We start from the raw sequence: 14076 nt of genomic DNA, 5'->3' as shown, positions 1-14076 counted from the left end.
AGACGATATGCTGGGATGGGTTATCACCTGCCACGATGAAGAGGCACAGGAAATGCTCCTGAAGCTGGAGGCCCGATTTGGCCCTCTGGCGCAATGTCGTGCGGTAAATTACTGGCGAGGGCTGAGCACCAATATGCTAAGCCGGATGATGTGCGACGCGCTGCATGAAACCGACACCGGTGATGGCGTGATTTTTCTCACCGACAGATCGGGCGCGGCGCCTTACCGTTCAGCGGCGTTAATGAGCCATAAGCATGATAACTGTGAAGTGATCTCCGGTATCAGCCTGCCTTTACTCGAAGCGATGTATCCGCTGCGCGCAACGTTGAGTAGCGCTGAGTTTCGTCACGCCATTGTGGCGCAGGGCTCGCCGGGCGTGAGCAGCCTGTGGCACCAGCAGCAGAAGAATCCGCCTTTCGTTCTGCTTCACGATCTGTATAAGCATTAAACATTGGTATTGATGTCGCTTTTGCTACAATGGCGACTGATTTTCCGTATCGATTTATATCCCATGCTCATGCGCGTTATCTTTATCCTTCTGCTACTGGTCTCCGGTGGTGCGTCTGCCAGCCTGACCAGTCAGCAAGGCCTTCCTGCCCAATATATGCAAACCACCGAAGATGCGGCCATCTGGGCGCAGGTGGGAAATGCCGTCGTGAACGTGGGCAATGTCCGCGCCGGGCAGATCCTCGCCGTCTTTCCGGCCGCGGCGGATTACTATGAATTTCGTTTCGGATTCGGTACGGGGTTTATTGATAAAGAGCACCTGGAAAAAGTGCAGGGTAAGCAACGCGTTGAGGATAGTCTGGGCGATCTGAACAAGCCGCTCAGCAATCAAAACCTCATCACCTGGAAAGACACGCCGGTGTATAACGCCCCCAGCAGCGGAAGCGCGCCCTTTGGCACCTTAAGCGCCAATCTTCGCTATCCGATTCTGAATAAGCTGAAAGATCGCCTGAACCAGACCTGGTTTCAGATCCGCATCGGCAATCGTCTGGCGTGGATCAGCAGCCTGGATGCACAGGAAGATAACGGACTGCCGGTTCTGACCTACCACCATATCCTGCGTGATGAAGAGAACACCCGTTTTCGACATACCTCCACGACAACCAGCGTACGTGCGTTTAATAATCAGATGGCCTGGTTACGCGATCAAGGCTATACCACGCTGACAATGTACCAGCTTGAAGGGTACGTGCGTAACAAGATGAACCTCCCCGCGAAAGCGGTGGTGATCACTTTTGATGATGGCCTGAAATCGGTGAGCCGCTACGCGTATCCGGTGCTGAAAGAGTATGGCTTCAACGCGACGGCGTTTATTATTTCATCCCGAATCAAAGGTCACCCGCAGAAGTGGGATCCCCGATCGCTACAGTTCATGAGCGTTCAGGAAATCAAGGGCATCCAGGATGTGTTCGACATTCAGTCTCACACCCACTTCCTGCATCGCGTTGATGGGTATAAACACCCCATCTTATTGAGCCGCAGCTATCACGTGATCCTGTTCGATTTTGAACGCTCACGTCGTGCACTGGCGCAGTTCAACCCGCGCGTGCTGTATGTTTCGTACCCGTTTGGCGGGTATGACAATAAAGCGATTAAAGCCGCGAATGATGCCGGTTTTCATCTGGCGGTGACAACGGTGAAAGGGAAGGTGAAGCCGGGGGATAATCCGTTCTTACTGAAGCGACTGTATATTCTGAGAACGGATTCGCTGGAGACGATGTCGCGGCTGATCAGCAATCAGCCGCAGGGGTAGGTTATTCGTACGTGGTCTGAATGGTCACGGTGGTACCGAAAACACCGACGGTTACCGGATCGCTGCCGGTTTTGACCAACCTGGCCCAAAGTGATCTGTCAATAATACTAACAGGATCCCCAACAACCTCTCCTATAGCAATGACACGTTGGGAACTGTCTGCCGGCACGGGGTAATGATCATTTTCAGAATCCGTAATCATGACGCCGACGCCTCCTGCCGCAGTAACACCACCAGTATTCTCGACGGTATTGGTAAAATATTTTTTATCTGCGGTGGTATGTGTGGAGGATAACGTATAGTAAACAGCGGTTGTATTTACACATGTACCCGTAACATGGAACTCGACTTTGCTGGTATTCCCGTTTTCGACTTCTGCGGGATACCAGTCACCAAGATTTACCGTTGTGGGCGCACGTAAGACACAGGTCGGGCGATTTAAAGGCATGCTGAATGACATTTCGCTCATGTTCACATGGGGACGAGGGTGATCGGATGTATCCGGATTGCTTGGATCACCCAGAATGATCTGACCAATGGGGCCTGCACCGGCCGTTAAAAAATTAACATCCGAAGGAACACCCTGGAATCCGTTGGTTTGATAGATTTCCATGCGCACATGCCAGGTTTTTTCGTCAAGCAGCTCTTCGTGATCGTCATTAGGTGCGGTCATATACCAGGAGCCCGCGTTGGGCGGGAACCACGCGGTGACGCCGTTACCATCAGGATACATCGCCAGGGTATAGACAATACCCGTAATATTCGTCCGGAAGGTGGCTTTGTTGTCAATGTAGCCTGCCAGCATTGAGTTGTCGGTAATCTGATAGGTGTTTTCACCGTCCTTCCCGCCTGCACAATGGGATTTTAACGCAGGCGTTGTTTCCATTATGATCGTATTACTGATCTGTATGGGAGTTGTTACTGTGCCCACAGGCAGAGGAGTGATAATCGGTTGTGCGCCCGGAGACATAATCAGCAGGTCATCATGACCGTAAAATTTGCACTCTTCTAAATTAGCCTTTGCTGCGCCAGACATTCCGAGCGCCGCGAACGCTAATATGCTGAGATATTTTTTCATTCTAAATCCCTTTATTCGTAGCTGACATTAACCAGAACATTACTCATAACCACACCGCTGGTGATCGTTCCAATATTCTGATAACGTGCGTAAAAGCCATAATCCTTTATATAGTTCTCACTACTTCCACCGACATCGTAAATAACGTTTGATGTCCCGTCGCTGTTCAGGACGTTAGTTTTGAACGTATCTGAAAAAATAACGATACCCACATTTTCAGCCGCACCGGCTGTGGCATCGTTTTTAAACACCTGGTTGTGATTACTCCAGAAACCATTTTGCGGAGCAAAACTAAATTTTAGTTTGTTAATCGTTGCGCCTTCTGTACTGCTCGCATAGCAGTCATCTACGTGGATCGTAAAAGGCGTTCCAGCTTCATCATCGTTTGGCGATAAACGATCGCTCTTGTCGCTGTTATAAAACCAGTCTCGTGACACGGTCGGCAAAGCGATCTCTCCGCCGTTTTCGACGCTTAGCCGACAGGTATTATTAACGATGTTTGCTGTCAGGTTTACATCCATACCTGAACCTGCCTGGCTTACGCCAGGCAGAGTGCTACCAGCCAGACCGATAAGCAACACAAGACCGGGCTGGTGTAAATTAAACGGTGATTGTTGCATAATGGTTCCTGGAATTATTGATAGGTGACTGTGAAGGTTACTGGCGCAGTAACGGCACCTGTGCCAACATCGGCAATATTTCTGTCTTTCGCAATCACAATGCGTGAGTTCATCGGGAATTCCCCTACACCGTCAGCAATGGTGACCTCCTGTGCCGCCGGAGGCCTTTTGCAACTCAACATTACGCCAGTATCTACAACTCCTGACCAGATTTCGAAGCCTGTTGCTAACCCAGCAGAATAAGAATCTCCGTCAGTTTTCGGACCCGAGCATCCCCCACCTGCACCACTCGCTGCGGCTACCGTTGCCTTAGTTACACCAGAGCAGTTTGTAAAGGCAATTTTTAACGGCTCGACGCGAGTCTTATTCACCAGATCGGTTTTATATACGTCGCCAAACGCAATTTCAGTGGACGCAGTTCCTGCACCGTTAAGCACTTTTGCTGTACACGTGCCCGAGACTATATTTGATTTGATCGTTAATTTGACACTGTCAGTACCTGTAATTGCTGCGTTTGCCATTCCCGAATACAGAAGTGCAGAAACGGACAGGGCGATAAAAGTAGATTTAAATTTCATAATGTTGCTCCGTTTTCCTGCACCAATTACTCGTAGCTAAATTCAAAAGTCGCCGCGGCCTCAAAATCACCAACTGTCATGCTATTAACTTTGGTTTCACGTATTGTGGCTACTAAAGGAACTTCTTTATTCTGGATTTCTGTTGCACTCCAGACCAGTCGCTTAGCATCATCGTAAGAGTTGATGATAAAAGGGGCCTCCGGTGCGCTGGCTCTGGCAATTTCAACAGCAGAGAAATCTGCGCCTCCATCGGCTTTTGGTTTTTGATTAACAAGGCCGCTAAGCAAATAACCCGATTGGCTTCCTTTTACCGTGGCTTTCAGTGAGGTCAGAGAGGCCGGGCATTCAACAATCACAATTTTGAAATTGGCATTTGCGGTGCCAGCTTTGACATCGTCGAGACGCACCTGGCCGCCGTTACCAATGAGCAGTGTTTGATCCGTATCGGAACCCGTACCGCCCATCAGTTTCATATCACAAGTGGTTTCACGGATATTGGCCGTAAAGTTAACATCGAGATTCGTGCCCTCGGCGAGCGCCGAACCTGATAACGCCAGCATCGTTACGGCAACGACTGACAGGCTATAAAGATTTTTTTTCATACAAACTCTCGTCTATTTTCCCGAATAATTACATCTGGCACACTTGATTGCTGAGCACCGTTGTAAGTCCTACTTTTTGAGCATGTGATGAGACGTTATAATGCACGTCACATTTACTGTCTTTATCGCTTCCCCAGACAACATGAAGCGTGCCTTCATCCTCAACGCCGCGGACATAGGCTTGCCCCGCCTGTCCCACGGTGCCAATAGATTCATTTTTTTCATTTAAAACATCAGCGCCTAAAGGAATAAATCCGTTATCGGTGCGCTTAAGTTCTAAAATTAATGAACGACCTTCATCGGTTGCAAAATCAACCAGCACAACGGAACCACTGCGGGGAACCGTAATTTCACTGGTGTTTTTAATTTCAACGTCGTTTTCCAGCGTGCTGATATCAAGGTATACGCGGTTTTCACGGTAGGCAGACATATAAGGCAGAATGCCATAGCCGGAACTGCCTATTTCGCTGTTACCAAAGCCGATACCGGCGCCTTTCGCACCACTCGCTTTGACCAGTGCCAGCGCATCGTTGTCACCAATACTCCCTGGCGCAAATGCAATACCTCCTGAATGGATGACCATGCCACCGTTATAGGAGGCAGAATATTGTTTACTGTTGTCATCACCAAAAGAGGCAGATAACCCCAGCGGGCCATATTCACTGTTATAGGACCCGTAGCCGCTTATCTGATTCAGGTCACCATAATTACCACTGTTTGACGAGGCGCTAACGGAATAACTCACCTTATTATCTTGCGTATTTCCACCCGCGGACGTGTTAAAGCTTGTGCCGCCTTTAAGGTCGGAACGTAATCCCATATTGATGTTGGAGAATCCACCGGCATTCCCTCTATCTTTTGAGAATACACTTAATGGAATGCTTAGGCTTAAATAAACGCTATCGTCTTTCTTGCCGTTCTGATCATAGGTTCGCTGTAATGACAAGCTGTAGCTGCCGTAGGTGAAGCTATTGTTATACCCAATATTGTAATTGGAAGTAGAGCCCGTCGCGTTCCAGTAATCCTGCCAGGTGCCGCTTACATACAGGGAGCCAAAATTGTCTTCTCCGGAGGTTAGCGGTTGGTTAAGACTAATTTGCACCTGGTTTTTGGTGCGCTGATAGTCTGCATATAGCGCTTCGTTTGAGTCATAGCTACGGTTTGAGTACTTCTGGTGCCTAATACTGTCCTGAAGTTGCGCCGCATCGTTAAGCGTCAGGTAGTCTTCCGTCGAGAAACGATAAGCCGCAACGTTAAAGGAAGTATTCGTCGACTCAATCATTTTGCTGTAGGTTAAACGATAACTTTGCCCGCTTAATTTATCCAGCCCCTCAATATCTGCATAAGATTGCGTAACGTCGAATGCAAACGCACCAACAGGGGTGTTCATTGCCACGCCGAGAATACCGGCATAAAAATCCATGTCGGTATATTGCGCGCCAATATAACCCGTGAACGTATTATTCAGGCCATAGTAAAGCGTACCGTAACCCACTTTAGGCGCATCAATCAGTGAATCGTCATTTAATTCACCTAAACCGACGTCCCAGCGAGAGGCTCCCGGACGGAGCATCTGCGTGACGGATGAAAAGGGTACGGTAAAGGAGCGTTTGCTGCCATCCGCTTCTTCAATCGTTACCAGTAAATCATTTCCGTAACCTGTGGTACTCAGGTCGTTTATTTCAAACGCGCCTGGTGGCACCGAGGTTTCATAAATCTTATTGCCGCTCTGCGTGACGCTGACCTTCGCGTTACTGTTCGCGACACCCCGAATGACAGGCGCGTAGCCTGTGGACCCCATTGGCAACATGCGATCGTCACTGTACATGCGTGCGCCGCGAAGGCTCATAGAGTTAAATGCCTCGCCACGCGTGTAAGAGTCGCCGATGACAAACTGGGCACTCAATGGTGTGATATCGCGCTGCAAATAGACATCCTGACTGGAGTATTTTGTGCCGCTATCTTTGTCCCAGTTAAAATTGCCACGCGAGCGCAGGCGCCATGGCCCCATATTCAGACCATAGCGTAACCCTACATATGCACTTTCTGATGTACTGCCGTTGTTCTCGCTACGCCAGCCGTTCATGTCATAAGAGAGCAGAGCGGCAGGAATCCCGTTATCCCACAACGATGGATCGACATAGCCCGCCGGGCGTTTCAGCACATAAATCTGGGGAAAATTAAAATCCATAGCCTGCTTGCCACTGTCATAGCTAACCGTAGCGCCAGCGAAAGATTTTTTAATATCGACGCAGGTTTCATCGTCTTCCGGTCCGTCAGGCAATGTGCTGGTGTCGACACCCGATTGTGACAGCAGCAGTTTTGTTATGCACGGGGTCGCACGAGGTGTTCCGTTATCTTTAAACGTGACCTCCACGGTGGACTTCAGTTTACCGTTCAGGTTGATCTTAGTGCGATAGGTCCCCGGTAAAACCGGGTTGCCATGTGAAAAACGATTAATATCAATATTAGCGCTGCCATTTAAAAGAAATTGATCGTTAAACTCGACCTCTTCTTCATTATCAGGCAGATCTTTTGCTGGCGTGATATTTTCTGCACAGGCATAAAAAGGCAATGCTGCACTTATCGTAAGACATAAAAGAGAACGTTTAAATAACATGGCACATCCACTTAATCAGTGCAGAGAGGGTCCTCTCCACAGAGTTAATGCTATTAATTATTATATGTATTAAAGGGTGCTCTATTTTAGTCCCGCTTCGTGATGGTCTGTGCCGCCATAGTCATTAATAGAATCAAACTCTACTTTACCATTTATGGCAGAAGCTAAACCTTTAACCGTCATTGTGGTATCACTGAACGGTGGAACGGCCTTATGATCAACGTCGTATGTTTTTTGACTGGCTTTAATGGTTACCGCCGAAACGGAGACGTTATACGGTGAATTATTATGGGCAACAAGCTTAACCGCGTTTCCTTCTTTTTTCTGCGTCCATGTCAAATGCTCAGCTGCTTCACCTGCCGAGCCTTTTAACCCGTCAGGACGGTAAAAGAATTTAATACGTGTTCTGAATGCCAGCTGAAGCTGGTTAAGATTCTCTTTATCCGCAGCTTTTGATTTTGGTGGAATCTCCAGGACATTGAACCAGAAAAGCGATTCACGATCCTGTGGTAAAGGTGTACCTGTGTAGGTAATACGTACGGATTGGCCTTTTTTCGGGTCAATACGGGATACTGGAGGGGTAATGATAAAAGGAAGCTTTAACTCTTCCGGATTTACGCCATCACGCCCATCATCAAGCCAGGTTTGAACCAAAAGCGGTTTGGTTCCATGGTTATCGAGATTAACAACAACATCCTTCGATGACTGTGGATAGATAATACGGGTGCCGGAAATAACAATATCCGCACTTGCATTCGATGTGGCCAAAACGGCAGTTGCGAGCAATACGGCTTGAAAACTTTTAATGCAGACTGAATGAGACATTTTTCCACTTCCTTTTGGAATTACACAAGCAATCCCTCACTCACCATGAAGGATTGCTTAATTTAAAGTTTACGAATCTCTTATTCGTAAATCATGGTGAAGGCAACCTGTGCCTGCACGGTACCAGCAGAAACTGGATTACTTGTTGCATCCCAACCCTGACCCTGCGTGTACGCTACGCGGTAGTACAGGTTTCCTGCGCCAGAAGTTCCATCGATGGTTGCTTTCTGGGAGTTGTTAGTCTGGTCAATTTTGATCTGATCGGTAGCTGAGTTACCGTCGTTTGACAGCACCAGGTTAACGTTCTTAGCTGAACCCTGAGCATTGCTTGGTGGAACCAGCAGACCGCCTTCGGTAGAAGAGGAGCCAGCCCAGGAAGAGAACTGTGCAGATGCTTTCTTCACAGTTGCGGTATCACAACCGGTCAGTGAAAGGCTGAATTTCTTTTCACCCAGGGTGCTGGTGCTACCCAGTGCGTTTGCGAAATCACGCACAAATACGGTGTCCAGCGTTACGTCAAAATCGTTACCGTCTTGGTTGATTTTCTGGTCAAGGGAGACCTGGCAAGTGTTGTTAGAAACCATGCCGTGGAAAGTAATAGTGCCGGTGTCAGGATCTGCTGCTACCGCTGAACCCGCAGCCAATACGCTTGCCATAGCAATTGCCAAACCATATTTTTTAGAAATCATTTAAATATCCATATTCGTTGAGTGAATAATAAGTGCCCGTAAATCTTTTATTTGAAATTAAATTTCGTGGCGAATTATATTGTTAATCTCAATGAAATATAGATGTTGTGCGTGATTTAAACTAAATGAATAGTTTAGTAAATTTAAAATTATTTGTTATCAATGTGATGGGATTGTCTGGTTGTGCGGGGAGAGTTTGAATATTAATTCTATAAATGCTTTTTAAAGACCCATTCATTTAATAAATGCGCAGGAATGGGTCGTGGGATAAATATTATCAGGCAACCTGTACCGGAATCGCCTTCGCGGTACGTTTCATCTCATTGTCGCCTTCAAAGTAGGCTACTTTTGGCTGCCAGCGACGCGCTTCTTCGTCAGACATCATGACAAAGCTGGCGATAATCACGATATCGCCTACGTCCGCGCAGTGCGCCGCCGCCCCGTTGACGGAGATGATTTTGGACCCGCGCTCAGCGGCAATGGCGTAGGTAGAGAAGCGTTTGCCGTTATTTACGTTCCAGATATCAATGGCTTCGTTTTCGAGAATACCCGCCGCGTCGAGAAAATCCTGGTCGATCGCGCAGGAGCCTTCATAATGCAGGTCGGCCTGAGTGACTTTCACACGGTGAAGTTTACCTTGCAGCATTTTGCGAATCATTACGTTTACCTTTCATCTTCCGGGTAGAAAAACTACGCCAGCTCAACCACTTTGTTATCGATAAGGCGGGCCTGGCCGAGCCATGCCGCCACCAGAATTACCGCACGTTTGCTGGTCTCTGTAAGTGCCAGAAGCGTATCGGCATCCCGAATTTGAACGTCGTCAGCACGAAGACCTTTCTCGTTCAGCGCCTGTTCAGCCAGGGCGATGATCTCTTCTGCTGTTAACTCTTTTGCCAGCAGTTGCTCTGCCATGGTATTCATGACTTTGCTTAAGCCCGGCGCAATTTTACGTTGTTCGGCGGTCAGATAGCCGTTACGGGAACTGAGCGCCAGGCCATCTTTCGCGCGTACAATCGGCACGCCGACGATCTCGATGTCGTAGCCCATGTCGGCAACCATTTTGCGGATCAGCGCCAGCTGCTGGAAATCTTTCTCGCCAAAGCAGGCGATGTCCGGCTGCACCAGGTTAAACAGCTTGCTGACGATGGTGGAGACACCACGGAAATGGCCCGGGCGGCTGGCGCCCTCCAGCATAGTCGAAATACCCGGCACGTCGACGTAGGTCGATTCAGTGGTGCCCTGGGGATACACATCTGCGGGTGCCGGTGCGAAGACGATATCCGCATGACGTTTTTTGAGCTTCTCGCAATCTTCCTGCAAGGTACGTGGGTAGCGCGCCAGATCGTCTTCGCGATCGAACTGCATCGGGTTAACGAAGATACTAACTACCACGATATCTGCCCGGGCTCTCGCTTCATCGACCAGCTTCATATGCCCGTCGTGCAGATTGCCCATGGTCGGGACCAGTGCAATACGTTTACCTTCCTGACGTGCGCGGCGGATATGCTGACGTAGCAGCGGCAGAGTTTCTATGATTAGCACACCTGGACTCCTTAATGGAAACTGTGTTCTTCGCCCGGATAAACGCCGGACTCAACCTCGGCAATATACTGCCGCACAGCAGCACGCATGTCGCCTGCTTCTGACAGGAAATTTTTAGCAAATTTTGGAATATGGCCGCCGGTGATCCCGAAGGCGTCGTGCATGACCAGAATCTGGCCATCGGTGACGTTACCCGCACCGATGCCGATCACCGGAATCGACAGCGCCTCAGTGATACGCTTAGCCAGCTCAACCGGCACACACTCCAGCACCAGCAGCTGCGCGCCCGCGGCTTCCAGCGCCACGGCATCATCAAACAGCGTCTGCGCCGCATCGCCTCGGCCCTGCACCTTATATCCGCCAAAGATGTTGACCGACTGCGGCGTCAGCCCCAAATGACCACAAACCGGCACGGCGCGGTCGGTGAGCATTTTCACCGTATCGACCAGCCAGGCGCCGCCTTCGATTTTGACCATATTGGCGCCGGCGCGCATCACTGTCGCCGCATTTTCGAAGGCCTGCTCCGGGGTGGCATACGCCATAAACGGCAGATCGGAAAGCAGCAGGCAGGCGGGGGCACCCCGGCGCACGGCGCGGGTATGGTAAGCAATATCCTCGACCGTGACCGGCAGAGTGGAATCATGTCCTTGTACCGTCATCCCTAACGAGTCTCCGACCAGCATGACGTTGATCCCTTCTTCGGCAAACAGTTTTGCGAAGCTGTAGTCATACGCGGTGATAGTGGCGAAGCGTTTTTTTTCCTGTTTGCATTTCTGCAATAAGGAGATGGTGGTTGGTTTCATACTGTTTCCTGATGGCCCAAAAGCGAATCTTTGCGCATTCTAACAGTAACATTTGAGGGAACAATGATTTTAGGCAATCGATTAACCGCAAATAATGAATGGTTAATCGATGCGGAGGCGGGATTACCAGCGGGCCGGTTTATCCGCGTTGAGATTTTGCAGAACGGCTTGCAGCGAGGAGCCGTCAGGGAAGGTGAGATCGGGCGCGACTTCAAACAGCGGCCAGAGCATAAACCCGCGGTTTTTCATGTCGTAATGCGGAACGGTGAGGCGTTCGGTGTTAATCACCTCGTGAGCGAAAAGCATAATATCGAGATCGAGCGTGCGCGGTCCCCAGCGTTCGGCTTTGCGGACACGACCCTGCTGTAGCTCAATACGCTGGGTATTATCCAGCAGCGTTTCTGCGTCAAGGGTCGTTTCCAGCACCACGGCGGCGTTCAGATAATCAGGTTGATCCTGCGGGCCGAGCGGCGGCGTACGGTAAAATGAGGACAGCGCGACAATGCGGCTTTGGGGGATCTCTCCCAGGGCCTGCACGGCAGCGTTAACCTGCTCCAGCGGAGAGGCCAGATTGCTGCCGATGGCGATATACGCAAGGGTCATGCCGTGCCTTCACGACGCGGTGCGCGTTTGCGCGGGCGACGGTGACGACGGCGCGGTGCCGGTTCATCATCCAGATCCGTAAGCATATCTTTTTGCTCCGGTGGCGCAGAAACCTGAAACTCGCCCCACCACTGCGCCAGGCGCTGTAGTTCCGGGTTCCTTTCAACTTCAGCACGCAGAGAGAGCAGATCGAACGCGGCGCGGAACTTAGGATGCTCCATCAGCTTCCAGGCGCGTTTACCCTGACGGCGGGACATACGCAGCTGAAGCTGCCAGATATCACGCACCAGCGTGGTAATACGTTTCGGGATCGCCAGCGTGCGACAGCCTTCGTCCAGCACGTCGTTTGCCGCCAGCGCGAACGCATCATAATAGGCGAGACCGCTCTCCTGGGTAATGCGCTGCGCCGTTTCCAGCAGCGGATACCAGAACATGGCCGCGAACAGGAACGCCGGATTCACGCGCATATCGTTATGAATACGGGTATCGGTGTTCTTCAGCACCTGCGCAATTATCCGCTCCATTGCGCTGTCACCGTTTTCGGTGAAGTAGCGGGTAATGGTCGGGAACAGCGGCTGGAACAGGTTGTACTCACGCAGCAGGTTGTAGGTTTCAAACCCGTAGCCTGCCTGGAGCAGCTTTAACGACTCCTCAAACAGACGGGCAGGGGGCACGTCGTTGATCAGCGTCGCCAGGCGCGGGATCGGCTCTGCGGTTTCCGGGCTGATACGCATGTTCAGTTTGGCGGCGAAACGCACGGCGCGCAGCATTCGGACCGGATCTTCGCGATAGCGTGTTTCCGGCGTGCCGATCAGGCGAATCAGACCGTCTTTCAGATCCTGCATACCGCCGACGTAATCGCGCACGGTAAAATCCGCCACGCTGTAGTAAAGGCTGTTGATGGTGAAATCGCGACGCTGAGCATCTTCTTCAATAGAGCCGAAGATGTTGTCACGCAGCAGCATGCCGTTTTGGCCGCGCTGGGAAGTCGTGCGATCGTTAACGCCCGCTTCGTGGTGACCGCGGAAGGTCGCCACTTCAATAATTTCCGGTCCAAACATCACGTGCGCCAGACGGAAACGGCGGCCAACCAGACGGCAGTTGCGGAATAATTTACGCACCTGCTCAGGCGTGGCGCTGGTCGTCACGTCGAAATCTTTTGGTTTTTTGCCCAGCAGTAAATCGCGCACCCCGCCGCCGACGAGATAGGCCTCGTAGCCTGCTTTATTCAGACGATAGAGCACCTTGAGGGCATTTTCACTGATATCTTTGCGGGAAATATTGTGCTGCTCACGCGGAATGACCGACATGTGTGGCTGTGCAATAGCGTCGTTCGCCATGCTCTCTTCGCGGCTCAGCACTTTACGGCAAAAATTAGCGACTCGGGTAAAAATAGTACACCTCGTAGTGTGTTTTGTTATCAAAAAAGCGGCTAATCATAGCTCAGCGCAACGCATTTGAGAATGCTGGATTTTTGGCACGGCCATAAGCGCCCAGTCAGCAATGGCCGTTTTCAGCAATTCATCCAGACTCAGATCCTGCCATTCCTGCGTTACATTCTGGTTGAGAAATCGCAGCGCGTCGATCAAAACCGGGCGCGGATCGCCCTCAGGCAGCGCCGGGGCATGATTCTGTTTCGATAGCTTATTTCCCCGTTCATTGACTGCCAGCGGCAGATGGATGTAATCCGGCACCGCCCAGCCAAACTGCTGGTAAAGCGATATTTGCCGCACGGTAGGCTCAACCAGATCCGCCCCGCGTACGATTTCCGTGACGCCCTGGAAATGGTCATCGACAACCACCGCCAGGTTATAGGCAAACAAACCATCACGACGGTGAATAATAAAATCTTCACGCGCCAGGCGTTCATCCGCCTGAATTGTTCCTGAGAGAACGTCGGTAAACTGCGTCACCGGAGAACGCTGTATTAGCCGTACGGCGGCATTCTCAGGACCGTTGTGCCGCGTGCGGCAGTGGCCGTTATAAACGCCACCTACGCTCTGAATACGCGCCCGCGTGCAGGTGCAGTTATAGGAAAGGCCCTGTTCAGCAAGCCACGCCAGACGTTCACGGTAGGCATCATGGCGTTGAGACTGCCAGAGTACGTCGTCGTCCCAGTGAAGACCGTAATGTTCCAGCTGACGCAGAATAGTTTCTGCTGCACCGGGAACTTCACGCGGAGGATCGATATCTTCAATGCGGACCAGCCATTTACCCTGACGGGCGCGAGCCTGTAGGTAGCTGCCAAGCGCGGCAATTAATGAGCCGAAGTGTAATTCACCGGAGGGAGATGGCGCAAAGCGCCCGATATAGTGAGATTCAGACATATCAACGGTAACAAGGCGGGAGAGACTCCC

15 protein-coding genes are annotated in these 14076 nt (G+C 50.7%); 2 read left to right on the top strand and 13 right to left on the bottom strand.

The features are described from left to right. The first annotated feature begins 7 nt into the window (after nt 1-7). A complete protein-coding gene (locus tag IMQ56_RS00370) occupies nt 8-448 on the top strand; it encodes a PTS sugar transporter subunit IIA (protein WP_015572698.1) in 441 nt (146 codons plus the stop codon). A gap of 63 nt (nt 449-511) precedes the next feature. Continuing rightward, nucleotides 512-1759, top strand: coding sequence for a polysaccharide deacetylase family protein (locus tag IMQ56_RS00365; protein WP_015572699.1), 1248 nt, complete (start codon nt 512-514; stop codon nt 1757-1759). A gap of 1 nt (nt 1760) precedes the next feature. On the opposite strand, the gene IMQ56_RS00360 is transcribed toward IMQ56_RS00365, so the two are convergent. The 13 genes from IMQ56_RS00360 to gluQRS form a co-directional block, all read right to left on the bottom strand. Further along, complete coding sequence (locus tag IMQ56_RS00360; protein ID WP_196063541.1) at nt 1761-2837, bottom strand: fimbrial protein StkG; 1077 nt, start codon at nt 2835-2837, stop codon at nt 1761-1763. Between the two features lie 11 nt (nt 2838-2848). Further along, nucleotides 2849-3457 carry a fimbrial-like protein gene (locus tag IMQ56_RS00355; protein ID WP_017383759.1) on the bottom strand — a complete coding sequence of 203 codons (609 nt, stop codon included), beginning with the start codon at nt 3455-3457 and terminating at the stop codon, nt 2849-2851. 14 nt (nt 3458-3471) lie between these two features. Next, a complete protein-coding gene (locus IMQ56_RS00350) occupies nt 3472-4035 on the bottom strand; it encodes a fimbrial protein (RefSeq protein WP_047056014.1) in 564 nt (187 codons plus the stop codon). A 26-nt stretch (nt 4036-4061) separates the two neighbouring features. Continuing rightward, the gene (locus tag IMQ56_RS00345) at nt 4062-4637 is read right to left on the bottom strand and encodes a fimbrial protein (protein WP_048220362.1); all 576 of its coding nucleotides are present in this window, start codon (nt 4635-4637) and stop codon (nt 4062-4064) included. Nucleotides 4638-4665: 28 nt separating this feature from the next. After that, a complete protein-coding gene (locus tag IMQ56_RS00340; protein ID WP_023303092.1) occupies nt 4666-7257 on the bottom strand; it encodes an outer membrane usher protein in 2592 nt (863 codons plus the stop codon). A gap of 81 nt (nt 7258-7338) precedes the next feature. Continuing rightward, nucleotides 7339-8082 carry a fimbrial chaperone gene (locus IMQ56_RS00335; RefSeq protein ID WP_126805021.1) on the bottom strand — a complete coding sequence of 248 codons (744 nt, stop codon included), beginning with the start codon at nt 8080-8082 and terminating at the stop codon, nt 7339-7341. Nucleotides 8083-8162: 80 nt separating this feature from the next. Further along, complete coding sequence (locus tag IMQ56_RS00330) at nt 8163-8771, bottom strand: fimbrial protein (RefSeq protein WP_126805022.1); 609 nt, start codon at nt 8769-8771, stop codon at nt 8163-8165. Between the two features lie 277 nt (nt 8772-9048). Then, complete coding sequence (gene panD / locus IMQ56_RS00325; RefSeq protein WP_003856284.1) at nt 9049-9429, bottom strand: aspartate 1-decarboxylase; 381 nt, start codon at nt 9427-9429, stop codon at nt 9049-9051. Nucleotides 9430-9461: 32 nt separating this feature from the next. Beyond that, nucleotides 9462-10313: a pantoate--beta-alanine ligase gene (panC, locus tag IMQ56_RS00320; RefSeq protein WP_003856282.1), complete on the bottom strand. Its 852-nt coding sequence runs from the start codon at nt 10311-10313 to the stop codon at nt 9462-9464. A gap of 11 nt (nt 10314-10324) precedes the next feature. Beyond that, nucleotides 10325-11116, bottom strand: coding sequence for a 3-methyl-2-oxobutanoate hydroxymethyltransferase (gene panB, locus IMQ56_RS00315; RefSeq protein WP_015572705.1), 792 nt, complete (start codon nt 11114-11116; stop codon nt 10325-10327). A 123-nt stretch (nt 11117-11239) separates the two neighbouring features. Continuing rightward, a complete protein-coding gene (gene folK, locus IMQ56_RS00310; protein WP_196063540.1) occupies nt 11240-11719 on the bottom strand; it encodes a 2-amino-4-hydroxy-6-hydroxymethyldihydropteridine diphosphokinase in 480 nt (159 codons plus the stop codon). Beyond that, nucleotides 11716-13113: a polynucleotide adenylyltransferase PcnB gene (gene pcnB, locus IMQ56_RS00305; protein ID WP_026080645.1), complete on the bottom strand. Its 1398-nt coding sequence runs from the start codon at nt 13111-13113 to the stop codon at nt 11716-11718. The genes folK and pcnB overlap by 4 nt, the downstream gene beginning before the upstream one ends. Nucleotides 13114-13155: 42 nt before the next feature. After that, the gene (gene gluQRS / locus IMQ56_RS00300; protein WP_196063539.1) at nt 13156-14046 is read right to left on the bottom strand and encodes a tRNA glutamyl-Q(34) synthetase GluQRS; all 891 of its coding nucleotides are present in this window, start codon (nt 14044-14046) and stop codon (nt 13156-13158) included. Nucleotides 14047-14076: the final 30 nt, after the last annotated feature.

The sequence above is a fragment of the Enterobacter sp. Res13-Sevr-PEC09-46 genome (assembly GCF_015672585.1).
Classification (GTDB): domain Bacteria; phylum Pseudomonadota; class Gammaproteobacteria; order Enterobacterales; family Enterobacteriaceae; genus Enterobacter; species Enterobacter hormaechei_C.
This window is presented reverse-complemented; position numbering and strand designations above follow the sequence as displayed.

Bases quoted from the DNA above. Each gene is read 5' to 3' on its own strand.
- IMQ56_RS00365 (WP_015572699.1), top strand. From the start codon at position 512: ATGCTCATGCGCGTTATCTTTATCCTTCTGCTACTGGTCTCCGGTGGT.
- IMQ56_RS00330 (WP_126805022.1), bottom strand. From the start codon at position 8,771: ATGATTTCTAAAAAATATGGTTTGGCAATTGCTATGGCAAGCGTATTG.
- panD (WP_003856284.1), bottom strand. From the start codon at position 9,429: ATGATTCGCAAAATGCTGCAAGGTAAACTTCACCGTGTGAAAGTCACT.
- folK (WP_196063540.1), bottom strand. From the start codon at position 11,719: ATGACCCTTGCGTATATCGCCATCGGCAGCAATCTGGCCTCTCCGCTG.
- IMQ56_RS00340 (WP_023303092.1), bottom strand. From the start codon at position 7,257: ATGTTATTTAAACGTTCTCTTTTATGTCTTACGATAAGTGCAGCATTG.
- IMQ56_RS00360 (WP_196063541.1), bottom strand. From the start codon at position 2,837: ATGAAAAAATATCTCAGCATATTAGCGTTCGCGGCGCTCGGAATGTCT.
- IMQ56_RS00350 (WP_047056014.1), bottom strand. From the start codon at position 4,035: ATGAAATTTAAATCTACTTTTATCGCCCTGTCCGTTTCTGCACTTCTG.
- IMQ56_RS00345 (WP_048220362.1), bottom strand. From the start codon at position 4,637: ATGAAAAAAAATCTTTATAGCCTGTCAGTCGTTGCCGTAACGATGCTG.
- IMQ56_RS00355 (WP_017383759.1), bottom strand. From the start codon at position 3,457: ATGCAACAATCACCGTTTAATTTACACCAGCCCGGTCTTGTGTTGCTT.
- IMQ56_RS00335 (WP_126805021.1), bottom strand. From the start codon at position 8,082: ATGTCTCATTCAGTCTGCATTAAAAGTTTTCAAGCCGTATTGCTCGCA.
- panB (WP_015572705.1), bottom strand. From the start codon at position 11,116: ATGAAACCAACCACCATCTCCTTATTGCAGAAATGCAAACAGGAAAAA.
- IMQ56_RS00370 (WP_015572698.1), top strand. From the start codon at position 8: ATGCTGGGATGGGTTATCACCTGCCACGATGAAGAGGCACAGGAAATG.
- gluQRS (WP_196063539.1), bottom strand. From the start codon at position 14,046: ATGTCTGAATCTCACTATATCGGGCGCTTTGCGCCATCTCCCTCCGGT.